The 26,898-nt window shown below is 58.4% G+C and carries 22 protein-coding genes, 1 tRNA gene and 1 other RNA gene; 5 read left to right on the forward strand and 19 right to left on the reverse strand.

Going from position 1 to position 26,898, the window contains the following annotated elements:
• Positions 1-32 precede the first annotated feature (32 nt).
• The 4 genes from DOLE_RS10955 to DOLE_RS10970 form a co-directional block, all read right to left on the reverse strand.
• Positions 33-770: an ABC transporter ATP-binding protein gene (locus tag DOLE_RS10955; protein WP_012175548.1), complete on the reverse strand. Its 738-nt coding sequence runs from the start codon at positions 768-770 to the stop codon at positions 33-35.
• Positions 745-2,124, reverse strand: a complete 1,380-nt coding sequence (locus DOLE_RS10960) for a replication-associated recombination protein A (protein ID WP_012175549.1) — start codon at positions 2,122-2,124, stop codon at positions 745-747. The genes DOLE_RS10955 and DOLE_RS10960 overlap by 26 nt, the downstream gene beginning before the upstream one ends.
• A gap of 108 nt (positions 2,125-2,232) precedes the next feature.
• The gene (gene der / locus DOLE_RS10965; protein WP_012175550.1) at positions 2,233-3,609 is read right to left on the reverse strand and encodes a ribosome biogenesis GTPase Der; all 1,377 of its coding nucleotides are present in this window, start codon (positions 3,607-3,609) and stop codon (positions 2,233-2,235) included.
• A 186-nt stretch (positions 3,610-3,795) separates the two neighbouring features.
• Positions 3,796-5,052 carry a diaminopimelate decarboxylase gene (locus DOLE_RS10970; protein ID WP_012175551.1) on the reverse strand — a complete coding sequence of 419 codons (1,257 nt, stop codon included), beginning with the start codon at positions 5,050-5,052 and terminating at the stop codon, positions 3,796-3,798.
• A 167-nt stretch (positions 5,053-5,219) separates the two neighbouring features.
• Between DOLE_RS10970 and DOLE_RS10975 the strand changes: the two genes are divergently transcribed.
• Both DOLE_RS10975 and DOLE_RS10980 read left to right on the forward strand, forming a co-directional pair.
• A complete protein-coding gene (locus tag DOLE_RS10975) occupies positions 5,220-5,693 on the forward strand; it encodes a GNAT family N-acetyltransferase (RefSeq protein WP_012175552.1) in 474 nt (157 codons plus the stop codon).
• Between the two features lie 3 nt (positions 5,694-5,696).
• Entirely contained in the window at positions 5,697-6,578 is an 882-nt protein-coding gene (locus tag DOLE_RS10980) for a BKACE family enzyme (protein WP_012175553.1), read from the forward strand.
• Positions 6,579-6,600: 22 nt separating this feature from the next.
• On the opposite strand, the gene DOLE_RS10985 is transcribed toward DOLE_RS10980, so the two are convergent.
• The gene (locus DOLE_RS10985; RefSeq protein ID WP_012175554.1) at positions 6,601-7,224 is read right to left on the reverse strand and encodes a hypothetical protein; all 624 of its coding nucleotides are present in this window, start codon (positions 7,222-7,224) and stop codon (positions 6,601-6,603) included.
• A gap of 272 nt (positions 7,225-7,496) precedes the next feature.
• Between DOLE_RS10985 and DOLE_RS10990 the strand changes: the two genes are divergently transcribed.
• Complete coding sequence (locus DOLE_RS10990) at positions 7,497-10,547, forward strand: C25 family cysteine peptidase (protein ID WP_041280518.1); 3,051 nt, start codon at positions 7,497-7,499, stop codon at positions 10,545-10,547.
• 108 nt (positions 10,548-10,655) lie between these two features.
• Positions 10,656-12,446: a B12-binding domain-containing radical SAM protein gene (locus tag DOLE_RS10995; RefSeq protein ID WP_167320873.1), complete on the forward strand. Its 1,791-nt coding sequence runs from the start codon at positions 10,656-10,658 to the stop codon at positions 12,444-12,446.
• A 26-nt stretch (positions 12,447-12,472) separates the two neighbouring features.
• On the opposite strand, the gene DOLE_RS11000 is transcribed toward DOLE_RS10995, so the two are convergent.
• Genes DOLE_RS11000 through DOLE_RS11015 form a run of 4 tightly spaced genes read right to left on the reverse strand, consistent with a single transcriptional unit; the run spans position 12,473 to position 15,527 of the window.
• A complete protein-coding gene (locus tag DOLE_RS11000; RefSeq protein WP_012175557.1) occupies positions 12,473-13,078 on the reverse strand; it encodes a cation transporter in 606 nt (201 codons plus the stop codon).
• Positions 13,079-13,094: 16 nt separating this feature from the next.
• Positions 13,095-13,751: a metallophosphoesterase family protein gene (locus DOLE_RS11005; protein ID WP_012175558.1), complete on the reverse strand. Its 657-nt coding sequence runs from the start codon at positions 13,749-13,751 to the stop codon at positions 13,095-13,097.
• A gap of 48 nt (positions 13,752-13,799) precedes the next feature.
• Positions 13,800-15,065, reverse strand: coding sequence for an NADH:flavin oxidoreductase/NADH oxidase family protein (locus DOLE_RS11010; protein WP_012175559.1), 1,266 nt, complete (start codon positions 15,063-15,065; stop codon positions 13,800-13,802).
• A gap of 18 nt (positions 15,066-15,083) precedes the next feature.
• Entirely contained in the window at positions 15,084-15,527 is a 444-nt protein-coding gene (locus DOLE_RS11015) for a pyridoxamine 5'-phosphate oxidase family protein (RefSeq protein ID WP_012175560.1), read from the reverse strand.
• Between the two features lie 127 nt (positions 15,528-15,654).
• Here DOLE_RS11015 and DOLE_RS11020 point away from each other — a divergent pair, with 127 nt between their 5' ends.
• The gene (locus tag DOLE_RS11020; RefSeq protein ID WP_012175561.1) at positions 15,655-16,140 is read left to right on the forward strand and encodes a TIGR00725 family protein; all 486 of its coding nucleotides are present in this window, start codon (positions 15,655-15,657) and stop codon (positions 16,138-16,140) included.
• Positions 16,141-16,175: 35 nt separating this feature from the next.
• Here DOLE_RS11020 and DOLE_RS11025 read toward each other — a convergent pair whose 3' ends face one another.
• From DOLE_RS11025 to dnaG, 10 genes are all read right to left on the reverse strand, one after another.
• Positions 16,176-17,378 carry a tetratricopeptide repeat protein gene (locus DOLE_RS11025; RefSeq protein ID WP_012175562.1) on the reverse strand — a complete coding sequence of 401 codons (1,203 nt, stop codon included), beginning with the start codon at positions 17,376-17,378 and terminating at the stop codon, positions 16,176-16,178.
• Positions 17,379-17,621: 243 nt separating this feature from the next.
• Positions 17,622-18,308 carry a 2-C-methyl-D-erythritol 4-phosphate cytidylyltransferase gene (gene ispD, locus DOLE_RS11030; protein ID WP_012175563.1) on the reverse strand — a complete coding sequence of 229 codons (687 nt, stop codon included), beginning with the start codon at positions 18,306-18,308 and terminating at the stop codon, positions 17,622-17,624.
• Positions 18,309-18,379: 71 nt separating this feature from the next.
• The gene (locus tag DOLE_RS11035; RefSeq protein WP_012175564.1) at positions 18,380-19,690 is read right to left on the reverse strand and encodes an HPr family phosphocarrier protein; all 1,311 of its coding nucleotides are present in this window, start codon (positions 19,688-19,690) and stop codon (positions 18,380-18,382) included.
• A gap of 49 nt (positions 19,691-19,739) precedes the next feature.
• Positions 19,740-20,132, reverse strand: an RNA gene (rnpB, locus tag DOLE_RS17765) — RNase P RNA component class A.
• Positions 20,133-20,148: 16 nt separating this feature from the next.
• Complete coding sequence (locus DOLE_RS11040; RefSeq protein WP_012175565.1) at positions 20,149-20,880, reverse strand: zinc ribbon domain-containing protein; 732 nt, start codon at positions 20,878-20,880, stop codon at positions 20,149-20,151.
• 27 nt (positions 20,881-20,907) lie between these two features.
• The gene (locus DOLE_RS11045) at positions 20,908-22,029 is read right to left on the reverse strand and encodes a Nif3-like dinuclear metal center hexameric protein (RefSeq protein ID WP_012175566.1); all 1,122 of its coding nucleotides are present in this window, start codon (positions 22,027-22,029) and stop codon (positions 20,908-20,910) included.
• A gap of 214 nt (positions 22,030-22,243) precedes the next feature.
• A tRNA-Ile gene (locus DOLE_RS11050) sits at positions 22,244-22,316 on the reverse strand.
• A 135-nt stretch (positions 22,317-22,451) separates the two neighbouring features.
• Positions 22,452-24,668, reverse strand: coding sequence for an RNA polymerase sigma factor RpoD (gene rpoD / locus DOLE_RS11055; protein ID WP_012175567.1), 2,217 nt, complete (start codon positions 24,666-24,668; stop codon positions 22,452-22,454).
• Between the two features lie 31 nt (positions 24,669-24,699).
• A complete protein-coding gene (locus DOLE_RS11065) occupies positions 24,700-25,059 on the reverse strand; it encodes a hypothetical protein (protein ID WP_012175568.1) in 360 nt (119 codons plus the stop codon).
• Positions 25,056-26,897 (reverse strand): DNA primase, encoded by a 1,842-nt coding sequence (gene dnaG, locus DOLE_RS11070; protein ID WP_012175569.1) that lies wholly within the window; start codon positions 26,895-26,897, stop codon positions 25,056-25,058. Before dnaG ends, DOLE_RS11065 begins: the two co-directional genes overlap by 4 nt.
• Position 26,898 lies beyond the last annotated feature (1 nt).

A 26,898-nucleotide genomic window follows, 5' to 3' on the forward strand; every position in this document is an offset into this window, starting at 1 on the left:
GCGGAAAAAGGCCATTTATGGATGGAAACTACTTAATAATTCAGGCTCTCCTCCTGGGTCAACCGAAAAAAAACCTCTTCCAGGTCGGTGCGCTCGGCATGGGCCTGCCGGGTCAGGTCGTCCATGTCACCCGTGGCAATGAGCCGGCCCTTGTGAATCACCCCCACACGGTCGCACACCTCCTGGGCCACGGACAGAGTGTGGGTGGACATGAAAATCGCCACCCCGGCCGCCGCCATCTCCCGGAAAAGCCTTTTTACCATCTTGATGCCCGCCGGGTCCAGCCCCACCATGGGCTCGTCCACGATCAACACCTCGGGGTCGTGCAGCAGGGCACTGGCCATGATCAGCCGCTGCTTCATGCCGTGGGAAAAGGACTCGATCAGGGTGTCGCTCCAGTTTTCCAGAGAAAATTGCCGCAACATTCCCATGGCCTTTTTGGAAAACCCGGCACCCGGAACGTTGTAAAGATCGGCGGTAAAGCGCAGAAACTCCATGGCCGTGAGCTTTTCATACAGGTAGGGCCGGTCCGGAATAAAGCCGATTTTTGCTTTGGCCGTTTCCGGTTCGGCTGCCATGTCGATGCCGCACACATGGACACTGCCCGACGTGGGGGCCAGGATACCGCCCAGAATGCGGATGGTGGTGGTTTTGCCCGCGCCGTTGGGGCCGATAAATCCGAACAGCTCGCCCTTTGCCACGGAAAGCGACAGATCGGAAAGGGCCGTAAAATCGCCGAATCGCTTATTCAGGTGTTTGATCTCGATCATCCGGTGCTCCTTTTTTTTCGTTTTCCCGGTATCGCTTCTTCAACGCCCGCCACTTGTCCAGCCGCTCCTTGACCGTCTTTTCGTATCCCCGCTGGGTGGGATGATAAAAAAGGCTGCCAGCCAGCTTTTCCGGCAGGTAATCCTGGGGCACAAACGCCTCCTTAAAATCGTGGGCATACTTATAACCCTTGCCGTACCCGAGATCCTTCATCAGGTTCGTGGGCGCGTTGCGAATATGTTTGGGCACCGGCAGGTACCCGGTCTGTTTCACCACACGCTTTATCTCACCGTGCATGGTGTAAAGGCTGTTGCTCTTGGGCGCCGTGGCCAGGTAGACCGCGGCCTGTACAATGGCCAGGTCCCCTTCCGGCGATCCCAGAAACCGGTAGGCCTCCATGGCGTTGAGGGTCACGCCCAGGGCCGAAGGATCGGCATTGCCGATGTCTTCACTGGCAAACCGTACCATGCGGCGCAGAATATAAAACGGGTCTTCCCCGCCGGAAAGCATGCGCTCCAGCCAGTAGACCGCCGCGTCCGGGTCGCTTCCCCGCAGGCTCTTGTGCAGAGCCGAAATCAGGTTGTAGTGCTCTTCTCCGGATTTGTCGTAGAGCAGGGCTTTTTTGTCCAGGGCCTGCTCCACGCCGGCCAGGGTGATGGTGACGCCGGTGCCGGCCGGCCGCAGCAGGGCCGCGGCCTCCAGGTTGTTCAAGGCGGTGCGCACATCACCGTCTGCCAGGGCCGCCAGGTGGGCCAGGGCCTCGGGTTCGATTTCAAGTCCCATTTTGCCCAGGCCCTTTTCCGTGTCAGCCAGGGCCCGCAGCAGCACCTGGCGGACGGCCTCTTCCGGCACCGGGTTTAGCACGATCAGCCGGCACCGGGACATCAAAGCCGGAATCACCTCAAAGGAGGGATTTTCTGTTGTGGCGCCGATCAGGGTTACCAGGCCGCTCTCCACGTGGGGCAGAAAGGCGTCCTGCTGGGACTTGTTGAACCGGTGCACCTCGTCCACAAAAAGGATGGTGTCCTTCTGAAACTCTCCCCGCCGCCGGCGGGCCGCCTCCACCACCTCCCGAATCTCCTTGACCCCGGAGAGTACCGCCGATATCTGCACATAGGCGGCCCCGGTCATGCCGGCCAGAATTCGGGCCAGGGTGGTTTTGCCGCAGCCCGGGGGCCCCCAGAGAATCATGGAAAACAGGGTGCCCTTTTCAAGGGCCGACCGCAGCAGGGAGTCCGGTCCGGTGACATGGGGCTGGCCGGCCAGGTCTTCCAGTTTCTCCGGCCGCATGCGGTCGGCAAGGGGCCGCATGCCGGAAGGTGATTCCTGCTCCCTGTAGTCAAAAAGACTGGTCATAACTGCTGAGGCCCTCTCAAAATTAGGGGATCGCCCATGGCTTTAATTTTGATTTTGGGAAATTGGCTTGTTTTTTTTTGCACCGCAAAGTCGCAAAGCGGTCCGCTTCTATTTCCGGCGGGTCTTTTTTCCGCCCCTTTTCTCCGACGGCTTGAGCGCGGCAAAATCGATGCGGCCCGGCTTTTCGCGGAAAAAAAGGCGGATCGGCGTCTTGTCCAGCCCGGTCTCCCGCCGGATCGCGTTTATCAGGTACCGCTTATAGGAAAAATGGACACCGGACGGAAAATTGACAAAACAGATAAAGGTGGGCGGGCCGGTGGCCACCTGGACCGCGTAGTTGAACTTGAGGCGCCGGCCCTTGTGAAAGGGCGGCTCCTTTGACCGGGTGGCCCGTTCAAAAATGTTGTTGAGTTCGCCGGTCTTGATGTTGAACGTGTACTGCGCATGGACCGCGTCGATCAGTTCAAATATTTTTTTCACCCTGAATCCCGTGGCCGCGGAGATGGTCACAGCCGGGGCAAAACTTAAAAACTTGGCCTGGTCCTGCAGGTCGTCATAGAACGTTTTGGCCTTCTTTTCCTGCTCCTTTGCCAGGTCCCATTTATTGACCAGAAAGATGCAGCCGCACCCCCGTTCAAAGGCGTATCCCGCAATGGTCACATCCTGGTCGGTGACCCCTTCCTCGGCGTCCACCAGGATCAGGGCAATATCGCACCGGTCCAGGCTCTTAAGGGTCTTGATCGCTGAAAACTTTTCCAGTTTTACCGACACCCGGCTCTTTCGGCGCAGGCCGGCGGTATCAATCAGCAGGTAGGAGCGGCCGTCGATCTCGCACACCGTGTCCACACTCTCCCGGGTGGTGCCGGGCACGTCACTGACAATCATCCGCTCCTGGCCCAGAATGCGGTTGATCAGAGTGGACTTTCCCACATTGGGCCGGCCCACCACGGCCAGCTTGATCATGTCGTCGGCCGGGGGCTCGGGTTCGGTCTCGGGAAGGGCATTCACCAGGTCATCTAGAAAATCAGTGACACCGTAGCCGTGGGCACCGGAAACCGGGTAGAGGTTGTCCAGACCCAGGCCGAAAAACTCGGCGGTGTACACCTCCCGCTCCGGGCTGTCGATCTTATTGACCAGGTAAAACACCGGGCAGGAAGCACTCTGAAGAAAGGCCATGGCCTCCCGGTCAAAGGGGGAGATGCCGCTCTTTCCGTCAAACACCAGGAGCACGGCATCGGCCTCGTCAATGGCCCGATGAATCTGGGACTGAATGTGGGGCATGAAAAAATCATCGTCGCCGCTCAAAAAACCGCCGGTATCCACCAGTGAAAAGAAAACGCCGTTCCACTCCACATCGCCGTAAAGACGATCCCGGGTGACGCCGGGCATATCATCCACCAGGGCGTTCTGGGTGCGGGTAAGACGGTTAAACAGGGTCGACTTGCCCACATTGGGCCGGCCCAGAATGACGACTACAGGTTTCATAGGGTTTTCCGCCGATCTTTCTTGCTCTTACGCTTGGTCGATTTTGACAATCATCTTCGTGTCCTTCGTGATCTTCGTGTAAAGCGACCGGCATATCCGGCTCGCCATGCAGCTTATTACCACGAAGAAAACGAAGCGCACGAAGGACACGAAGGGTGCTTCAGGAGCCTTCCATCCGTCAGTGGACTACGGCCGCAGGACGCTCTTTTCAAACGCCAGGGTGGCAAAATAGTCTTCCACTGTCTCGGCCCGGCGAATCAGCTCAACGCTGCCGTCTTCGCGCAGCAGCAGTTCCATGGGGCGCATTCGGCCGTTGTAGTTAAAGCCCATGGCGATGCCGTGAGCCCCGGTGTCGTGAATCACCATCAGGTCCCCTTCGGCGGCCACGGGCAGTTCCCGCTGCACGGCAAACTTGTCATTGTTTTCGCACAGGGCCCCCACCACGTCCACGGTTTCGACGGGGCCGCCGCTTTTTGTCGGAAGAGAGATATGGTGGTAAGCCCCGTAAATGGCGGGCCGCATCAGGGCCGACATGCAGGCGTCCACCCCCACGTAGGTGCGATAGATATGCTTGCGGTTGATCACCCGGGTCACCAGCGCGCCGTGGGGGCCGGTCATGTAGCGGCCGCTTTCGATGTAAAGGCGCGGCATATAGCGCCGCTCCCGGCCGAACCGCTCAAAAACATCGGAAATCTGGGCGCCCATGGCCGGAAGGTCCAGGGGCGGCTCGCCGGGTCGGTAGGAAATGCCCAGGCCGCCGCCGATATTGACAAACTCGAACTGAATGTCCAGGGTGTCGGATATGTCCCGCACCAGGTCCAGCAGCATCTCGGCGGTGGTAACCATGTAGGTGTGGTTGCGCTCGTTGGAGGCCAGCATGGCATGCAGGCCGAACCGCCGGGCCCCCATGTCCCGGACTTTCCGGTAGGCTTCCAGGATCTGGTCGTGGGCCACGCCGTACTTGGCCTCCACCGGGTTACCGATGATGGCGTTGCCGGTGCGCCGCTCGCCCGGATTATAACGGAAACAAACCAGGTCGGGCAGCTTGGGCACCTTGTAAATCAGGGAGATGTCGTCCAGGTTCAGAATGCAGCCGCTATCGGCCAGGGCCGCCTCAAACTCCTCGGCCGAGGTGTTGTTGGACGTAAACATGATCTCTTCACCGATGGCCCCAGCCCGCCGGGCCAGCACCAGCTCGGGAATGGAGCTGCAGTCAAACCCGAACCCCATGGAGCGCATGATATCCAGAATCCGGGGGTTGGGCAGGGCCTTGACCGCGTAATACTCCCGGAACCCCGGCACTGACGAAAAGGCGTCCAGCAGGGCCTTTCCGGTGCCGCGGATGCCGGCCTCGTCATAAATATGGAACGGGGTGCCGTAATGGGCCGCCACCTTGTCAAGCACGGGAAAAAGTCGATTTTCAAAAGCCTTTGACATCGGCATGATTACAATCCTCCATCACAAGAAATTGGCTTATCCTACTAAATTGTACGGGTTTGGGCAATATCTGTTTCCCGGCCCGGTGATGGGCTTGCGCCTTGACTTTTGCGCGCGGCCTGGGGTATTTTCACCTGTCTGATCATTCCACCCGCCAAAAGAGGCTTTTGTTCATGTCCGGAAAAATCACCATACGCAAGGCCGCAGAAGCGGATAAACCCAGAATTTTCGAACTGCTGCGCCAGGCCAACATGCATCACATCCCTTCACCGGAGATGCCGGAGCTAACCTTTGAAACCTACTATGTGGCCGAGGCGGACGGCGTGATCGCCGGGTTCTGCGGCTACAAAATACTGTCGCCCACGGAAGCCAAGACCGAACTGATGGTGGTGGACAAAACCTTTCGGGGCCGGGGCGTGGGCAACCTGCTCCAAGAGTTCCGCATGGAAAAAATGGCAACTGCCGGTATCCAAACCCTGACCACCAACACCGACCTGCCCCCCACCATTGCCTGGTATAAAAAACACTTTGGCTACAAAGCGGTGGGCACACTCAAAAAAATTCATGAATTCGGCGACCCGGCCATCGACACCTGGACCACCCTCCAGGTGGACTTACAGGCATGGGCCGCGAATCGAAACAGGTGACCCATGGAAACCCATCCCGACCTGATCCGGCCCTACCCCCTGACCCGGTATCCAAAGCTGATTATCAACGCGGCCCTTACCGGCATGGTGGCCACACGCAAAGACTCCCCCCACGTGCCCCTCACGGCCGATGAGATCGTAGCGGACGCGGCCCGGTGCCGGGATGCCGGCGCCGCCATCGTTCACCTTCATGCCAGGGGAAAAGATGGGAAACCGGTCTGTGAAAAAGCCTATTACCGGGAGATCATCGAGGGGGTGCGGGACCGGTGCCCGGACCTCATTGTATGCGCCTCCACCAGCGGCCGGGTCCATAACGCATTTGCCCAGCGCTCCGATGTGCTGGCCTTAACCGGCCGGGCCAGGCCCGACATGGCCAGCCTGACCCTGGGGTCGCTCAACTTTCCCAAAAGCGCGTCGGTCACCGACCCGGACATGATCCGGCAACTGGCGGAAAGCATGAAGGCAGCCGGCATCGTGCCCGAGCTGGAGGTATTTGACACCAGCATGCTCTACACCATGAAGGAGATGATCCGCACCGGCATTCTGACCCCGCCCTTCTACTGCAACCTGCTGCTGGGGTCGCTCTTCTCCACCCCGGCCACCCTGTTCAACCTGGCCTGCCTGGTCAAGGACATGCCCTACGAGACCCTGTGGGCCGCGGCCGGCATCGGCATCTTTCAGCTGAAGATGAACACCGCCGCCATTCTGATGGGGGGACATGTGCGGGTAGGGCTGGAGGACAGCCTTTACTACGACGCGGAAAAGACAGAACCGGCCACCAACCCGGGGCTGGTGGAACGGATCGCGCGGCTGGCGGAAACCCTGGGCCGAAAAATCGCCACCCCGGCCGAAGCCCGGCAAATGATCGGGCTGGCGCCGGCCTGATACCGCCCGTCCGCGATCGTACTCAACCCTGGTTCTGTCGAATCTTTTCCATCTCCTGGCAGGTGGGACATTTTCCGCAGGGACGGGGTTCTTTATCGGAGATGACCGGTTTCCGGCAGGACCAGGAGAGCTCCCGCAGGTCGGCCGGCAGCATGTTCCACACCGCCTGCTTGGTCAGGTGGGCCACCGGGTAGATGTAGGATCGATCGAACCGGAGCTCAAGGGGCAGGGTGGCGTGAAAAATCTCGTGGCCCCGGTTGGCGTTCATCCGGGACCCCGCACTTTCCATGTCCGACTTTGTCCGGCCCACGGCCACATGCATAATAGAGCTGTCCGCGGTGATGATGTTGGCCGCCATAAAGGCATACCAGTAGGTGTCGAAAGTAAAATAGCGGCGCATGAACGAGTAGTCGTGGCCGCTTTCTGTGTAAAGAAAATTCCTGTACCCCTTTTCCCGGAAATACCTGAATGTGGCCTGAATGGCCTTGCTCTCGGCCAGGGCACGGTTTTCCACGTTTTTCAGGTGCATGTGGTGCACATGGAGCCCGAAATCGGCATATTCCGGCTCCGTAAGCAGCCGGTACAGCACCCCCAGGGAGTCCAGCCCCCCGGAATACATGCACAAAATCTTTTTTTCCTGGACCATTATTTTCTTCCCGCAGCAGTGGTATTGTTCACAGGGAGGCGTCCCCCCTTCATCAGACGGCCCCAGCATAATCAATCGGTGGGCCAAAGACAACCTGAATTTCAGCTTCCGGTCATTTGTAGAGGCACAGAAGTGCCTTCTGGCAGGCGCATCGTCCGTCTTTACATTCAAATGGCCGGGCTGTATACTTTAAAGCTATGTCACGATGAAGATCGGGACAGATGCACCGGCACCGACTGTAACTCTCCCCTTTTATTTAAGGAACGGCCCGGATGACAGGGATAAAAATGCTTTTGCGAAAATATAATCGAGCGGTGATGCTTCTGCTCTGCCTGCTTCTCATTGCTCCTGCCGCTTACGCCCATGGGTGGCGGCCCGCCCGTTCTCTGGAAACAAAGGCGGAAATGGACAAAGACCGTCAGCTCACCATCCGGACCGTTGCCATGTCAGAAAAAACCATGGTGTTTGAGTATGCCATGCCCGGCCTTGAGGCGGTTTTTGCGGAAAACAGCCCCAAAACGGCCACTGAAAGCGATGCACCATCCGGTCCCGTAAAACCGGTGCTGGGAAACGCAGCCCACCGTTCTGAGCCGGGCATGCCGGTTCTGCCGGTGGTGCCGGCCCGGATTGTTCTGCCGGAAGGACAGGACCTGGACGATGTGTGGGTCACGCCGGGCAAAAAGACTGTTCTGCCGGGCAAATACCTGGTGGCGCACGGCCAGACCCCTTATCCCCGGATTCCGGGCGTCAAGCCGGAAAAAACGGAAAAGAACAGGGCCGTGTATGAATCCGATGATCCCTACCCGGGAAAGCTGGTAGAGATCGTCGGGGTCCAGAAAAAACGGGGGGTCTCCATCCTGCTGGTAAACCTTTATCCCGTGGTCTACCGCCCAAAAAGCGGCACCCTTTCCTGGTATGAAACCCTGACCCTGACGGTAACCACAAAGCCGGCGGACAGCACTTCCTCCCGTAAACCGGGCCTGCCCTACAGGTCCTCAACTACCGGCATGCTGGACCGGGCGGTGGAAAATCCGGAAATGGTGAACACCTACACGGATAAAAAAAAAACTGAATACGCGCCAGCGGAAGACGCGATCTACCCCCGGGCCACTGCCCGTTATGTGCTGATCACCAGCCAGGCCATTATCGACGACGTCTCCATAGACCCTTCAGTGGCCGACTTTATCGCCCACCGCCAGGCCCAGGGACTGACCACGGCTGTGGTATCCATTGACTCGGTCCTTGCCGATGACAACTATACCGGCAGGAATGATGCCGAAACCCTGCGCAATTTCATCATTTACGCCTACGAAAACCTGAACACCGAGTATGTTCTTTTGGGTGGCGACACCGGCATCATCCCCCCGCGTACGCTCTGGTGCGAGGCGGGAAGATATGAGGATTACATTCCTTCCGATCTTTACTACCAGTGCCTGGACGGTGACTTTAACTTCGACGGGGACGAAGAGTGGGGGGAACGCACGGACGGAGAAGACGGGGGAGATGTTGACCTGATGGCCGAAATCTTCGTGGGCCGGGCCTCGGCGGAAAACGCCGCGGAGCTGTCCAATTTTTTTTCTAAAACCATGGCCTATGAAACCGGTGCCGATGACGCAGCCTGTCTCACCACGTCCCTGATGTGCGGCGAATACCTGGGGTTTGGCGGAATCGCGGACTACGCCGAACCGGGCCTGGAGGAGATACGGCTGGGATCGGACAACCATGGCTACACCACCGCCGGGTTTGCCGCCTTTCCAAATTTTACAGTAGACACGCTTTACGACAGCGATTCTTACGAATGGCCTGCCGCTGAAATCATAAACGACATCGATTCAAACGCCTACAGCATCATCGTTCACGACGGCCACGGGCTTGATGACCAGATCATGAAGCTGTACAACGCTGATGCCGACGCCCTTGTCAACACGAATTTCATATTTGCACAATCTCAGGCCTGCTTTTCCGGGAACTACGAGGGGGACTGCATTGCCGAGCACCTCACCACATCCACCCGCCACGGCATGTTTGCCGTGGTTTTCAACTCCCGTGAAGGGTGGGGCTTGCCCTACAGCACGGACAGCCCGAGCCAGCGGCTGGCCCGTGAATTCTGGGACGCCTGTTTCGGTGAGGGGCTGGCCGACCTGGGGGCGATCAACACCGCCAGCCACGAGGACAACCTCTGGGACATCGGCGATGGTTTTATTCGCTGGTCTATCTACGAAACCAACCTGCTGGGTGATCCCGCTACCGTGCTGCGGGGGCGGCTTTCTCTTTCCCTGGAAATTCCGGCCAATGCCATGGAAGGCGACGTTCGCTCCGGCCGGGTGCAGGTTTTCTCTGTCAAACAGGTTCCGGCCATCAAAACGGTCGCAACAGACCTATTGATATCGCTGACCAGCAGCGACACAACAGAGGTAACCGTGCCCGCTTCCGTCACCATTCGGGCCGGTGAATCAGAAGTCTCGTTTGACCTGACGGTGGAAGACGACCTGTTGCTGGACGATGTTCAGACCGCGCTGATCACCGCCTCGGCCCCTGGCTTTATCGCGGCAACCGCCGCAATCGATGTGGAAGACAACGACACCGACACCGACGACGACGGGCTGTCCGACGACCTGGAGGCAATATCCCGCACCGACCGGGATGACGCGGATACCGATGACGACGGTATTTTCGACGGTGATGAAGACACCAATCAGAACGGCACGGTGGACCCTGGAGAGACCGACCCCTGTAATCCCGACACAGACGGCGACGGCATTCAGGACGGCACCGAACTCGGTTATACCGATGGCACCGGCCTGGATACGGACAGCGATTCCTTCCAGCCCGACCTTGATCCAAACACCACTACCGATCCCCTGGACACCGACACTGACGGCGACGGCCTGCCTGACGGGCAGGAGGACGCCAACCGCAACGGCCGGGTGGATGCCGGTGAGACCGATCCTTCCATCAATGTACGGCCCACGGCAAATGCCGGGGCCGACCAGGCAGTGGATGAGGGAGACCGGACCACGCTTGACGGCACCGGCTCGTTTGATATTGACGATGGTATTTCATCCCATGTCTGGACCCAGACCGCCGGGCCCACGGTAACGATTGCAAATTCCCACACGGTCCGGGCCTCCTTTACGGCCCCGGATGTGGAAGCCGACCAGACCCTGACCTTCCGGCTTTCTGTGAGAGACAGGGCCGGCCAGTTGACGTCCGATACCTGCACCGTCACTGTCCGGTGGGACGGCATTGCCCCACCGGATAATGACACCCCTCCCGCAGCCGGCGGCGGTGGGGGCGGCTGCTTTATCGAGGCCGTCAGATAGCCCGAATATTTCATAAAATATTCAGGCCAAGCCGCACCGGGCCGCGCGGCCTACTTTTGCTTTGATTCCACTGCCGCTTGTGCTATGGATTGGAGCATGAATCCAGCCATGACAGACACTTATTATATTGTATACAACCCCATCGCCTACGACCTGATGGCCATGGTCAACGAGTCCTCGCTCACCATGGCATCGGTCATATCCCACCTGACGCGCCAGGATGCGGCCGCGCTCAATGAAGAGACCTACCTGCGATTTTTGCGATTTGATCCGGGAAAGGTACGGGTGGGCATCAACGACTTTTACGGCATTGACAACTATGCCACCTATTATATCGCCAACCAGGTGGCCCGTTTTGATCCGTCGGCCTCCATCTTTATTGCCGACGGCAAGCGGGAGACCATCGACGGCCTTATCGTGCGGCAGGGCCGCAAGCCCCGGGCCGTGTTCATCACATCGATCAGCGCCAACTTCCCAACGGCGGCTTTGTCCGCCATTGCCTTGAACCACGGCAGAATTCCAGTGATCTTCGGCGGTATTCATGTCTCCTGCTCGCCGAATGACGTGGAGCTGCTGGTGCGTCAAAACGCGCCCCACCCGGAGCTGATCGCCAATGCCAGGGGGCCGGGAGACACCCATGTGTTTGCCGAAGTCATGACCGACCTGGCCGCGGGCACTTTGAAAAAGGAGTATACCGGCTCAGTCACCCTGGAAGACGGTGTCTGGGGCCGGGAGAACATCGCTACCCTGCCCGGCATTGAGCCGCCCTATCTTAAAAAACTGCCCGTGATCGGCAACTATTTAAGCCGTATCACCCGCGGCAATGTGGCGGCTCCCTACCTGGGATGCCCCTACTCGTGCAGTTTCTGCTCCATATCGGCCCTGCCGAAAAACCAGCGCCGGTTCATGTCCCGAACGCCCAAGGATTTTGTGGACGAAATCGCCGAGACACAAAAAAACGGCGCCACCTTTAAAAACCGGTTTTACGTGTTTCTGCCGGACAACCTGCTGATCAGCGGAAAAAAGCTCGAGGCGTTTTTAGACGAAATCATCGCCCGCAAGGTCAAAATCAACTATATCTCCCAGATATCCATTGAAATCGCGGACAGCCCCCATTTACTGGAAAAGCTGCGGCGCTCCGGGGCTTCCCACTTTTTCATCGGGTTTGAATCGTTAAACCTGGACAACCTGAAGTCCATCGGCAAGGCGGCGGTCCGTGAAATTGAAAAGAGCGGGCTGAGCGTGGCCGACTACTATGCCCGGCAGATCAGAAAGATCCAGGATCACGGCATCTCCATTCACGGCGCGTTTATCACCGGCATGCCCCACGACTATTTTAATGATCTTTCCGACCATTCGGGTATTGCCATCGCCGATTTCTGTATCGAAAACCACATCACCATTCAGGCAACGGTGTTGAACGACCTGCCCGGTTCCCGGAACTTCCAGGAGAGCCAGGAGGGCGGCACCTACCTTTACGGCAGGCAGGGAACGGTCCCCTATTTTTGCGCCCTGTCCACATCAGACCTGATGGAGTCCAACCGGGCCATTCCCGGCTCCCTTAAAAACAGCCCCCTGGTCACCTTCTACATGACCTACGACATGGTGGAACGGGTCTGTGCAAGAAAGACCGCCCTCAAGACATCCCTCTTTTCAGGGAAAAAGGCGTGGCAGCACCCCACGGCCAAGGGCAGGAAAAACCTTGTGGAACGGTACTACGACTGCATGGGGTCCATCGGATCACAGCTCGGGGTCAGTTCTCACAAGGAGCATATCGAGGCCATTGCCTATTCCGACAGAAAAAAAGGATACGTAGGGTGTTTTGAACGGCTCTACAACATGGAAAAAAATCCCGGGGTACGAAAGATCTTTGCGGACTACGTCAAACAGTTCGTTTAGCCCGGATATTTCATGAAATATCCGGGCTAGCCTCCCTGCCCCACCGCTTTTGCCTCCCCCAGAATCCGGACACCACCACGCACCACGATAAAGGCAATCACCGCGCCGATCACCAGATCCGGAAGCCGTGTGCCCAGCACCATGACCAGGGCCCCGGACAGGATCACCCCCAGATTGGCGATCACGTCATTGGTAGAGAATATCCAGGAGGCCCGCATATGAACACCCCCCTGCCGGTGTTTGGAGAGGAGCAGCAGGCAGGAGATATTGGCCGCCAGGGCCACGGTGCCTATCGTTATCATCAGCAGGCTCACCGGCTCACTGCCGTAGACAAACCGGCGGGCCACGTCAACAAGAACGCCCAGGCCCAGAAGCATCTGGAGGACGCCGCTGGCTCTGGCGGCGCCGGTCTGCATGCCCGGGGACCGGCCCACGGCATAAAGCGAGATGGCGTAAACAAAAGCATCGGCCAGCATGTCCAGAGAGTCGGCAACCAGGCCCGAAGACTCTCCCCACCATCCGGCCCCTGCTTCAACGACAAACATGACGCCGTTGATGACAAGAAGCATCCAGAGGGTGTTTCGTTCCAGCCGGGCCGCCTCCGAAGGGCTGCAGCAATCGCAATCAGGCATTTTTAAACCTCCCGCATCAGACCATACGGATCGTCAGTTCCACGCCCTGCCCGGAGACAGTCCCATGGGCGTAGCGGCCATTGGCAAACAGGCCGGGATTGACAATCGAAGTGTCACCGATTGTGTCCATGCCGCAGGCCTCATGGATATGGCCGGTAAAGCAGGCAAGGGGCCGCCGGGTCTCAATGAACCGGCGTACCGCATGGCTTCCCACGTGGGTTCCGTTGCTCAGGCGGTCGCACAGGGTGTGAATCGGCGGCTGGTGGGAGACCAGAACAAAGGGAAGCCCTTCCGGCAGCCGGGCCGCGGCCTGGTTTAAAACCCCCTCCAGTTCGGCCTCGGAATATTCGCCCGGTGTTCCAAAGGGGGTCACAAGGGAACCGCCCAGGCCCACAAACCCCACACCGTTGACCACCCGGCAGTCGCCATGAATGTTGATCCCCCGGCTGGAAAAGACCTGCCCCACCTCGGGAAAGTCGCAGTTCCCCGGAACGGCCAGCACCCGCGCTCCGTGGTGCTCAAAGGCGTCCACCACAGCCATGGCTTCCGCTTGACGGCCGAAATTGGTCACATCCCCGACCAGTACCACTACGTCGGCGGATTGCAGGACCTCGGCCATTGGATCAACCGCCACGGTGCGACCGTGAATGTCGGCGCATCCTAGAATAATCATCGAATCATGCCTTTCAAAACAGCCGGGACCGGCACATGCATTACCGGGCTATGCCCGCAGGCGCCGGGTCTGGTTGGTGCGCCAGGTGGAGGCAACCATCACCTTGATAAAAGAGACAAGGCCGCTTTCATTGGGCCTGGGGTTTTTCCCTTTTGCCATGCGCCGCAGCTGACGGCTGTACCAGGCCACCTCCATGAGGGCCGTCTTGTCCAGAAACCGGATGCCGGTGGTGATGGGCCGAATGGTCACGGTGGGGGGACGGCCCGTCAAAATGGTGTTCGCGTAATCGGGGTCCACGGCCAGGGGCCGGGCCATGCCGATCATATCCAGGCTGTCGTCGGCCAGGGCACCGGCCATGGCACCGGCGGTTCGAAATCCGCCGGTCACGGCCAGGGGTACCTTCACCGCCTTTCTCGCGCTTTTTGCAAACTCCAGAAAATAGGCCTCCCGTTCACTGTCGATGCCGGAAGCTTTTCTGCCGCTCATGGCCGGGGCTTCATAGGTGCCGCCGGAAATCTCCACCAGGTCCACCCCTTCGGCGGCCAGGGCCGCGATCACCTCCATGGATTCGGTTTCGGAAAATCCGCCCCGCTGAAAATCGGCCGAGTTGAGTTTGATGGCCACGGGAAAGGATGTCCCCACCGCGCTTCGAATGCGACGATAGGCCTCCAGCACGAACCGGCGGCGGTTCTGCGCGCTGCCGCCCCAAGCGTCGGTGCGCCGGTTGTGATGGGGCGAAAGAAACTGGCTCACCAGGTATCCGTGCGCCCCGTGAATCTGAACCCCGGTAAACCCGGCCTTTTTCACGATGGAAGCGGCCCGGGCAAACCGGTCCAGCACATCTTCAATTTCCGCTTCGGTCATCTCCCTCGGGGTGACAAAAAACCGTTGCAGCTCTTTTCGAAAAGGAATCGCCGACGGCGCCACAGATTCCGTGTTCAATCCCCGGGGCACCTGCTTGCCCGGATGGTTCAGCTGAATCCAGCACTGGGTGTTGTTTTTTGTACCGGCCCGGGCCCAGGCGGAAAGCAGCGCCATGTCCTGTTCGTCCTCAATGGCCACGTTATAGGGCTCGCCCAGGGCCCGGCGGTCAATCATGACATTGCCGGATACCAGCAGACCCGCGCCGCCGCCGGCCCAGCGGTCATAGAGGGTGACCAGGCCGGGGGTCATGTGATTGTCAACGGTTCCCAGGGCTTCGGACATGGCCGACTTCATGAGACGGTTCTTTATCTCCTGGCCACAGGGAAGGATAAATGGCCGATTGATCAAGGCCTCGGGCGTCTGGCTGGCGGGGGAATCTTTCTGATTCATGACAACGAATCCTTTCGGTTATTGTGTTTTCTCCGGGAACGACACATGGTGGGCGTCGACAAGGCCGTCCAGATAAAGGGCCGCGGCAATGTCGATGCGGATCAACACGGCATCCTCGTGGTTCACAAAGGCGTGCATGTACGGATGGTCCGTTAAAAACAGACCGTAAATGCGCTCTTTTTCCGACAGGTCGGCCACCTCAAAACAGGTACCCTCCAGGGTCAGCGCCCGGGGGCGGGGGGTGTCGCGGGTATCGATCAGCAGGCTCACCGCCGGATTACCGGTCAGGTTTCCAAACTTCCGGGTGTGGCGATGGGTCACCATGTAGACCGCCGCGCCATCGGATGCCGCTACATAAGCCATGAGAGAACAGTAAGGCCGGTTGTTGTTGGCCGTGGCCAGAACGCAGTGCCGGCCGTTTTGAATCAGGGTGTGCACCTGGCGGTTAATAGTATCGGTCATAAGGCCTCTTCTGGGTAAATGATGGTTTTTACCCTCATGCGACAGCTGAAGGGAAACATTGCAAAAAAAAGAAAAAACCACTATACCATATTCAAAACAGACGATACACATGCCACGGGAGAGGATCATGAACAGGCCCTGGATCATCGGTATCATGGGCGGCGGCGATGCCGCCGCCGAGGCCCTGGACAATGCCTACCGGCTGGGCTGCCTGGTGGCGCAACACAAATGGTGCCTGCTCAACGGCGGCCGGGACGCGGGCGTCATGGCGGCATCGGCCAGGGGGGCCTTTGAAAACGGCGGGCTCACTGTTGGCATTCTGCCGGGCACCACCCTTCACACCGCCTCTCCCCATATCACCATTCCCATTCGCACCGGCATGGGCATGGCCCGAAACTGCATCAACGTACTGTCCAGCGACGTGGTGGTGGCCTGCCCCGGCGGCCCGGGCACGCTTTCTGAAATCGCCCTGGCCCTGAAGTCAGACAGGCCGGTGATCACCATGGGGTTTTCCCTGCCGGCCCTGCCCGGCCTTTCCATAGGCACCGGCCGCCTCTTATCCGCCGACACCCCGGAGGCGGTTGTGGGCCTCATTGAAAAACTGCTTCAATAGCCCGTGCATTTAATGGGACAGATGAGATGACACGGCTATTCCGCAGGAAAGTGTTCCTCCAGAAACGCTCTGGCCAGCCGCTGCACACAGATGTTTTCCGGCCCGTGAAAGGGGTTCTGGTACGGGTCCATGCTGAGGATAATGCCCATCAGTGCCCTGGCCTCGCTTTTTTTGCCCACATGGTAAAGCACCTCGGCTTTGGCAAAATGGGTATACAAATAAGTGGGATAGGCAATAACGGCCAGTTCCAGCCCCATGGCCACCGTGTCGATGGTGTATCCCGCGAGGCCCAGCCCCTTTTCCGCCACCCATCCCCCTTTTTCGATGATCGTGGCTGTTGAGATCAACGGGCCGCAATAAAAATAGGTGGTGTTTTCATTGGCGGTAAACACCAGGTGATCCATGATGGTGTTCAGATACCGGGCCTTGACAAGAATATTGGCGTTCTCAATGGAGCGCGCCAGGTTGAGCTGCCGCCAGTAGTGGGCCGGCACGAAATGAGGATCAATGTCAAGTGCTTTTAAACCGTAGTCGTTGCCCTTTTTAAAACAGGGCAGTGCCGTGTCATGATCCCCCACCGAAATATAGTAGTATCCCAGGTAGTAGTTGCCCCGGGCCGCCCAGGTCTGGGCCAGCAGGTCTTCCGGCCGGTCCCCGGCGATCTTTTCAAAAACAGCCACCGCCTGTTTACCCTTTTCAATATCCTCCCGCAGATCCCAGGTGGCAAGGGTCTCCCTGAACTCGGGCAGATCCAGCTCGGGCAGGGCCCGGCCCACCGGGGCCGGCAGTTTTTCCACCCACGTGGCCGCGTAGGTCTTTTGAATGTAATCCAGATCCGCGTATGAAGAGACCGCCGTGATCAGCAATTTCATGGCCGTCATATCGACCCCGTCAAGGGAAACCGCCTTTGCCGCATAACTTTCGGCCTGTTTCAGGGATTCGATTCTCTCTTTTCTTTGATGGCGGGCCTTTAGATAATAGCCTTGGGAAAGCCACAAATTGACCGCCAGGCTGTCCGGCTGGGCAGCCTCCAGCCGATGCAGCACCGCGATCAGGTCGTCGATGTTCTTTCCGTCCCAATGGTCCTCCCACAGCACGGCTACCTCTTGCCACAGGGGATCGTTCCCGGGAAGGGGAAAGTTCATCTCCCATGCCCCCTGGGAGGAGAACACGCCGGTGGCGATAAAAACCACCAGCAGGCAGGCATACACCCCGCTTTTTATTAAATTCCGTATCATGGCGCCTCCACTGAAAAATGATGTTACAGAAAAAGCGGTCACGGTTACCGGACCTCTTTAACCCGCTGTCTTCTGCCTTCCATATACGCGTTCAGGCTGCTTTTGAAAAGCCTGGCGTTCATCCAGCCCGGCACCGGGCCGAGACCTCTACGATGAGCACGTAGTAGTAGAGGGCTCGGGAACCGTCGCCATGAGGCTCGATATATTCAAGCCCCTGAATCCTTGACCCACACGCGCCTTCCTTCACAGGACCTCGGCCAGGGCCTGGGCCAGGGCCATGTCATCGGGCGTGGTAATCTTGATGTTGCCCGACGATCCGGTTACCACCCGGACCTTTTTGCCCAGCCGCAGCAGCAGGGATGCGTCATCGGTCACCCGCCACCCCCGCGTTACCGCCGTCCTGTGGGCCTCCACAATGACGCCGTACCGGAACGCCTGGGGCGTCTGGACCTGCCATACGCCGTTGCGGTCAACGATCCGGTCCGCCACATGGTCGGGCGTGACCGCGGCCAGGGTATCGGCGGCTGGAATGGCGGCCATGCAGCCGTCCGCGTCCGCCAGGCCCGTCAGGCAGGCATTCATCAGGTCGCAGGTGACAAAGGGCCTGACCCCGTCATGAATCAGCACCACGTCATCAGCGCCCCCGCCCACTGCCGCAAGCCCGTTCAAAACCGACGCCTGCCGCTCGGCTCCGCCCGACGCCATGTGAATATCGCATGCCGCTGTAACATGAGGAAGAACGTGCGTCCTGCAGTAATCCCTCTCCGCGTCGGCCACCACCAGGACCACCGTGTCGATGGTTTTGCAGGCGCAGACCGCATTCAGGGTATGGCACAGCAGCGGCTTTCCGGCAAGCGGCTGGTACTGCTTGGCAAGATTGCCGCCGAACCGGGTGCCCTGTCCGGCAGCCACAATAATAGCGCTGTTCATAGTCGATTGTCGCGGAAAGTTTTTTGACCGTCGTTGCGCCGGGTCATTTTCGCCCCATTCCGGCGCGTCTTTTATTTGAGGTAATCCAGTTCTTTCGGCAATGGAATGCCCTTGCCCATGCTGTTTTCACCGTAGTTGACACCGGCCAGAACCTCGATGTCCCCCAAGGCCCGGGCATCTCCTTCAAACACCACCCGGGTGATCTTCTCTTTGTCGATCTTACCGCCGGCCCACTGGATATCAAGCACGCTGCCGGCATCGAACCGGTCCTCCCCCACCCGCAGATAGACCTCGCCGCCGTAATGCTGGACGATCTTGGCCACCAGCAGGCTGGGACGGCTGTGAAACCCCAGTTTCACCGGGATTCCCACCTCAATGGCCCCCCGCTCGATATTCTCGTTCAAAATCACCTGGGCCAGCTTTTTCCCGTCGGACAGAAAGTGAACCGCGTAATAGAGACCATAATTGATAATCCGGTCCAGCAGCAATCTTTCGTCCACAATAGCCGACAGGCTCTCCGTCACCGACCGGAAGAGATTTTTCTGGGTGCCCCGGATGCCGAACAGGTGCCGCTCGTAAAAGTGAAGCAGCTTGCCGGTAAACTCCAAGAGGTGGAGCACGATGGAAAAATAGCTGCGGAGCTGTTTGAGCTTCCGGTCCCCGAAACGCAGCCCGCCATAGATGATATAGGTGTCAAACGAGGATTGCAGATTATGCACCAGCACCTCGAACCGCCGCATCTCCACTTCATTGATCTTGGCCGGCACCAGGGTCTCAATCTGTTCCGTATCGCACTTTTCGTAAACGCCGTAATGTTCGAAGCCCTTGACGATGTTTAAAAACTCGCTGGTCACCTTGACGATGTGCCGCTGCTGGCGGTCCGGTTTTTCATCGTCAATGTCAAACTCCAGCATATCGCCGGTCACCACGCTGGGAAAATCGTTCTGTGAATAATTTTCCGACGGTACGGGAATCTCCAGCCGGGCCGCCTCGGCCATTATAACAGGGGCCAGGTTCAGAATGGTCTGGCCGAGAAACTCCCGGGTGGCGGCCCCCTCTTTCTCAAAGTCCTCTGTGTTCACCAGATCATAAAACACCAGCCGGTTGGAGATGTGCTCCTGAATATATCCGCTCAGGCTCAGGTAACGGACCGTGGCGGTCAGCTCCCGGTAAAAATACCAGTTCTTATTGTTCTTGGCGCCGTGAAAATCGAGAAAATCTTCCAGCAGGTGGGAAGAGGCGATCAGCTTGGAATAGAGCTTCTTAGTGAACAGGCATTCGGGATCCCGGCAGGTAGCCAGGTACTTGAAGCATTGATGATACTCACCTGAATAGACACGCAGCTTTTCAAAAAAGCTGATGTTGCAGTAAGGAAGGGACACGCTGCTGCCTCCGGTTCGAGAACGCCACTGTCAAAAGGGATAGAAAGACGGTTGAAGCTGCGCGTAAGCCGAATTCTGTGTCCGGCGCGGGTTACCCCTTGCCGGCCGACGATCATTCCTCTCGGGACGCCGGTTGCCCGACGCCTCATGCGACCTACCCGGGGACTTGGACGGGCCGCCCTCAAACGTCCCCCTATTTGGTCTTGCACCGGGTGGGGTTTACCTAGCTTCCCCGGTCACCCGGGGAACTGGTGCGCTCTTACCGCACCTTTTCACCCTTACCAAAAGAGCAGCGCTCCTTTGGCGGTATCTTTTCTGTGGCACTTTCCTTCATGTCGCCATGACTTCACGTTATGAAGCACCCTGCCCTGTGGTGTTCGGACTTTCCTCCAAAGCGGCAGGCCAATGCCTTGACCGCTTCAGCGATCGTCTGCGCAACTTCAACCGTCCGTAAACCATTACTCCTGTGAATTACCGTTATGATAAATGATTCTAGTGCAAAACGGACAATATTTCAATGTGGTGGAGCGGTGCAATTCGTTATAGGTCTGGGGCGGTATATTCATGAAGCATCCCTGGCAGACGTAATTTTCCACCGCCGCCAGAACGGCGCCGGTGGGCACCCGCTTGCGGACCTGCTGGTAAGCGCCCATCAGCCCCGGAGGAACCCTGCCCCGCACCGATTGTGCCGCACTGTCGAGTTCGGCAAGCTCCTGCTCCAGTCCGGCGCGTTCCGTTTCCACCTGCGCCTCTTCTTCCGCGATACGCTCTTTCTCCGCGTCGCAGTCCTTTCGCTCCTCCATCAGGGCCGCTTCCTCGGTCTCCACAGAAAAAAGCAGATCCAGCATCTGGTCCTCGATTTTGGCGGACTGCCGCTTGAGATCATCAATCTCCTTTAACACGGCCTGGTACTCCTTGTTGTTCTTGATGGCAAAAAGCTTGGCATCACTTTTTTTAATGGCATCCTGCCGGCTTTTGACCTCCTGCTCCAAATCCTTGTAGGTTTTCCGCTTTTCCAGAACCCGGGCCTCTTTTTCCTGAAACCGCTGTTCCACCTCCTGTCGCGCCCTGTCCAACCGGGCCAGTCGCTCCGGCACTTGCCTTAAAACCGCGGCGACCCGGTCCTTGCTGCTCTCCGTTTCCTGAAGCGCCACCAGGACCGCCATCTCATCTCTGGTTATCTCAACCATTGCCTCTGTCTCCGAAACATGATGAATTCATATAAAACGGCAGGGATTGCGCTGGCCGGCGTATCCGGCCACCCGCACTTCATACCCTGCCGCTGCTGTCTCCCGGGTCAATCGATCCACCAGCAGTTCCACCACCAGGTGCTCCGTCTCGAAATGGCCCACATCAATCAGTGCCCGGCCGGCCTCAACCACCGCCATGGCGTCGTGATACTTCAGGTCGCCGCTGACAAACACGTCGGCCCCGGATGTCAGAAAATCCCTGATCAGGCTGGAGCCGGCCCCGGAACAGACGGCCACGGTTTTTACCGGCATGGCCATGTCGCCTGCCACACCGACGCGGTCCACACCGAATCGCTGCTTGACACGGCCGGCAAACACCTCCAGGGTGGAGGGTTCTACCTCACCGATACGACCCAGCCCGTGCAGGGGTTCGATGCCCCCAGCCAGGGGAAAAACGTCATAGGCCATGGTCTCGTAAGGATGGGCCTGCTTGAGGACTCGAACCACGCCGTCCAGGTCACGACGGGGCACGATGGCTTCCACCCGGACCTCTTCCACGGCAACGATCTCTCCGGTACGGCCGATAAAAGGAACGGCTCCTTCCAGGGGTTGGAACCGGCCCGTTCCACGAACGGAAAAAGAACAGCTGCTGTACCGGCCCCATGCGCCCGCCGGCGTGGCGGCCAGAGCCTCCAGCAGCCGGGCCTCGTGTTCCACCGGAACGAAAAAGGCCAGTTTGACGTGATCCGTCTGCCCTGCTCGGGAAAGCACCCTCACATTCTGAAGACCAATACATTCGGCGCACCGGTCGTTGAGGCCGCCCTCGGCGCTGTCCAGATTGGTATGGGCACTGAAGATGGAAAGACCGTGGGTGGCGGCCAGAAAGATGGCCGTTCCCGGCATGCGGGAAAAGTCAACTGACCGCGGTGGCGACAGAAACAGGGGGTGGTGGGTGATCAGCAGATCGACGTCCCGGTCACAGGCATCCCGGACCACGGCCGAAGAGGGGTCCAGGGCCACCAGCACGGTTTTCACTTCCTGGTCGAAACAGCCCGCCTGAAGCCCGCAGTTGTCCCATGTTTCCGCCAGGTCCGGCGGCGCCAGACGGTTCATGATGGCGACCATGTCGCCGACAGTGGCACGCATCATTTTCTCCTCCCGGACCGTGTTCCGTTTGCCTCCAACGGCCGCCGCCCGACGCACCGGCCCGCGGGAAAAGACAACAAAAAAGGCGTGGTGAAAGACACCACGCCCCTGACAGGTTCAAACCCGTCGGTTTGCCGCCAAACCGGTTGTTTGCGTCTATACCCCATCTATCTTTCGAAAACCGTTGATTCGCATTTCAGTTGCCTTGTCTCATGAGTGGGCCCACCTGGGATCGAACCAGGGACCGACCGGTTATGAGCCGGTGGCTCTGCCAGCTGAGCTATGGGCCCATTCGCCGATGCGCCTTTTCTGCGCCCTCTGTTGTGTAATCCTTCAGCCAGGTGTTGTCAAGCGCAAAGTCAGAAACAAATCGGCCACACCACGCCGGGTATGGCCGTTTCAGGTTCCGCAAAGCACCCATAAAATCAGGACTCGATAAAATGTTTGAGCATCTTGCTCCGTGTGGGGTGCCGAAGCTTTCGCAAGGCCTTGGCCTCGATCTGGCGAATGCGCTCCCGGGTCACGGCAAAATCCCTGCCGACCTCCTCCAGCGTATGGTCTGCCTTTTCGCCGATGCCGAAACGCATGCGAAGCACCTTCTCCTCCCTGGGCGTCAACGTGGCCAGCACCTTTCTTGTCTGTTCGGACAGGTTCATGCTGACCGCGGCTTCCGAAGGAATCATGAACTTCTTGTCCTCGATAAAATCGCCCAGGTGGCTGTCTTCCTCTTCGCCGATGGGGGTTTCAAGAGAGATGGGCTCCCTGGCGATCTTGAGCACCCGCCGGACCTTTTCAAGGGGGATCTCCATCTTTTCCGCGATCTCTTCGGGCGACGGCTCGTAGCCCCGCTCCTGCACAAGGTACCGGGAGGTCCGGATCAGCTTATTAATGGTTTCGATCATGTGGACCGGAATACGGATGGTTCTGGCCTGGTCCGCGATGGCCCGGGTAATGGCCTGACGAATCCACCAGGTGGCATAGGTACTGAACTTGTAGCCGCGACGGTATTCGAATTTATCCACGGCCTTCATCAGCCCCACGTTGCCCTCCTGGATCAGGTCCAGGAACTGCAGGCCCCGGTTGGTGTATTTTTTTGCGATACTGACCACCAGCCTCAGGTTGGCCCGGATCAGCTCGCTCTTGGACGCCTTGGCCCGCAGATAGCCGTCATCTATTTTCTTCATGGTTTTCCGCAGCAGGCGACGGTCGGCCATGATGGCCCGTTCGCGGATCTCCATCTGCCTTTCAAGGGATTTGATCTCGTCGTAAAACGCGGCAAGATGCACCTTGGTGGTCTGCATGCGCGGGTAGGCCCAGTTTACAAACCCGGTCTTTGTTTTCATTTTCGACCGGATAGTGGAAACGGCGCCTCCGGCTCCCAGCCCGGCGAGCCGTCGATCAATGGTCTGCTCCATGGTGTCAAACCACTTGATCTCATCTTGAATCCGTTCCTCCATGGCATCCAGCACTTCACTCTCCAGCCGCCACGGAAGAAGGAGTTCAAAAATCTCGTCGGTCTTCCGGGTGAGCTGCTCGGCAACGGTTTTGCGTTCAGTTGCGGAGAGCGAAACGGACAGGTGTTTCTGCCGAAGGGGCTGGATGGTTGCATCCAGTGCTTTAATCTGCCGAATGGTGGCGGCAAACGCATCGATCCGCAGGATCTCTTCCTCTCCTGCATCACCTTCATCCACATCCTTTAAAACCGATTTGGGACGCAGATTGCCGACATCAATATTATCGCCGTAGGCGATGATGCTCTCCACCCCAACGGCGGTATCCAGCATGCCCCTTAAGGCTTCCTGTTCCCCTGCTTCGATCTTCTTGGCAATCTCGACCTCTCCCTCCCGGCTCAGCAGGGTGACCAGACCCATCTCCCGAAGGTACATCTTGACCGTATCGGTCACCGAACCCGGGTCTGAATCATAAGTCACCGGGCTGTCGCCGCGGGTGGTACTCTTTGCCCCGTCTTCTCCGGAATCATCCGCCTGATCGGCCTTTTTCACCACCGAAATATCCAGATCATCCAGATGCACCAGCAGATCATCCATCTGATCGGTGGGAATATCATTGGCCTCAATTGCCTTGGCAATCTCCTCGTAGGTCAGTTCTCCCTGCTTTTTCCCCTTGGCGATCAGCCCGCTCAGTTTCTGCTTGAAATTCTGAGGCGGGGGAGATGCCGCTGCCTGCCGTTTTTTGCCGGCCGGGGCCTTCTTCCCCGCCTTACCGGCCGCTGGGCTCACTTTTCGCTTCTTTTCAGCGACGGCTCCTGCCTTGGGTTTCCTGTCGGCTGCCGCCTTGACAGCGGCAGCCTTTTTCACAGGTTTCTGCTTTACCGCAGTCTTTTTCTTCGGCCTGGCCGTGACGGCAGCACCCGCCTTCCCCGGTTTTTCAGATGATCCGCCCGCCTTCCGGACTGCCGGCCCGCTCTTTTTTACTTTATCCGGCGAGGCAGCACTGGCAGTCGTCCCGGACGCTGTCTTGCGGGTAGCACCTTTTACGGGAGCGGCCTTCTTTGGCGCCGCTTTCTTGTTCGCCGGTTTTGCCAAGGCGGCTTTTTTAGCCGCCTTGGCCGGCTTGCCCGTTGCGGTACCCGGCTTTCCGGTGGATGCGGGTTTCTTTTTCACAGAGGGTGTCTTTGCCATACCGTGTAACTCCTTCAAACGCCATGGGGCCTTACTTTTTTGCTGTTTTGCGTTTCGCTGCCGCGGCTTTTTTCTTCGGAGCCGCCTTTTTCTTGGGCGCTGCCTTCTTGGCGGCGGCCTTCTTCTTCGGCGCTGCCTTCTTGGCGGCGGCTTTCTTCTTCGGGGCCGCCTTCTTGGCCGCAACCTTCTTCTTCGGGGCCGCCTTTTTCTTCGGCGCTGCCTTCTTGGCGGCGGCTTTCTTCTTCGGGGCCACCTTCTTGGCCGCAACCTTCTTCTTCGGGGCCACCTTTTTCTTCGGCGCTGCCTTCTTGGCGGCGGCCTTTTTCTTCGGTGCAGCCTTCTTGACGGCGGCCTTCTTCACTGTCTTCTTTGCAACGGCTTTTTCTGTCATAACGCACTCTCCCCTTTTTGTTCTATGGTTAGTTTGTTCCGGACCTGCTCCTGCTTTGCCTTCAGCAGATGGTCGAGCAGATCCCCGTCACGGTTCTCCTCTGCCGCCTTGATCCTGTGGGACAGCGTATCCACATGACGCAGGCGGCTATCGACAAACTGGCCGATCAACTTACGACAGCCCGTTTCGTTCCACATGCAAAGTTCATCCCCCACGCAAAGGGCGCTGACAATGCGCTGCAGGGATTCATCCGGCACCACGTCGACAATATCCACGGAACGGTTCTCCAGTGCCCTTCGATGGGTCACCAGAAGCGTTCCGATGGTTTTCAACCGTTCATCGGCAAACAACGATAAAACATTCCGGGATTCTATTTCAGAGATCATCTCCGGCACGTGCAACATCATGGACAGCAGCTGGCGCTCCATGCGAAGCGACCGCCCAAACACGGATGCGGTGGTCTCTTCTTTCCGTTGATCTCCGCCTGAAGCAGATGTGTCCACGGTAAACAGGGAGGGCCGGGCAGAGCGGCTCCGGCGGCGGGCTGCCGCCTGCCGCACCTTTTCCAGCACCGCGCTCTCTTCGATTCCCAAACGTTCAGAAACCTCTTTCACATACAGGGACCGGGCCACGCCGTCTTCCACCGCGGCCAGGCTTTCCTCCAGGTCCGACATCACCCGAATCTTTCCTTCCAGGGAAAGGCCATGACGATTGACGGCCGATTCAAGAAGAAACGACATGGCGCCACCGGCCTTCCTTGCCAGGGCTTCGAAATCCTGTGCGCCGTTCTCGCGCACATAGGTGTCCGGATCATGGCCGGTGGGAAGCACCAGGATAAAAGGCTGAATTCCCTTTTCCCCGTTAAATATCTCGATACTGCGCTGGGCCGCCTTAATGCCCGCCGCATCCGAGTCAAACACCAGCACCGCCTTTGTCACGAACCCCTTCAACATTCTCAGGTGTTCCGCTGTCAGGGCCGTTCCCAGGGTGGCCACCACGTTTTTAATGCCGTGGCGGTAAAGGGAGAGAAAATCCATGTATCCTTCAGTGATATAGACCGTCCCTGCCTGGCGGCACATCTGTTTGGTGTGGCTGAGCCCGTAAAGGGAGTTACTCTTGCTGTACAGGGGGGTCTCCGGGGAGTTGAGATACTTGGGAAGCGTATCATCCATTACCCGGCCGCCCAGGGCGATCACCCGGCCGGTCAGGTCGGTGATGGGAAAGATAATCCGGTTACGAAAACGGTCATAATATCCACTGCCCTCCCTGTTCAACACAACAAGGCCGGCCTGCTCGGCCAGGGGCATGGGTATTTTGTGTTTGGAAAGAAAACGGGTAAGGGCATCCCACCCGCCGGGAGCATATCCCAGCTGAAAATCACGGACCATATCGTCCGACAGGCCCCGTTCGGCCATGTATCGCGTGGCCCGTTCACCGCCCGGCCCTTCCCTAAGGCAGGAATGGTAAAATGCCGCGGCCCGCTGCATGACCGAGAGCAACCGCTGCCGCTCGGACACATCCTTTGCTTCGCGCGATCCTTTTTCCGGCCGGGGCAGGGCAATACCGCAGCGCTTTGCCAGCAGGGCTACGGCCTCGGGGAAACCCAGCCCCTGATGTTTCATCAGAAACGTAAACACACTGCCGCCCTCGCCGCAGCCGAAACAGTGGAACATCTGCTTGTCCGGGCTGACGGTAAAAGAGGGGGTTTTTTCCGAATGAAAGGGGCACAGGCCCAGATAGTTTTTCCCCGTCTTCTTCAGCCGCACCACTTCCGAGACGATGTCGACGATATCGGCGGAGTTCTTGATGTTCGCAATGATGTCGTCAGGAATATACAAT

The organism is Desulfosudis oleivorans Hxd3 (genome assembly GCF_000018405.1).
Classification (GTDB): Bacteria; Desulfobacterota; Desulfobacteria; order Desulfobacterales; family Desulfosudaceae; genus Desulfosudis; species Desulfosudis oleivorans.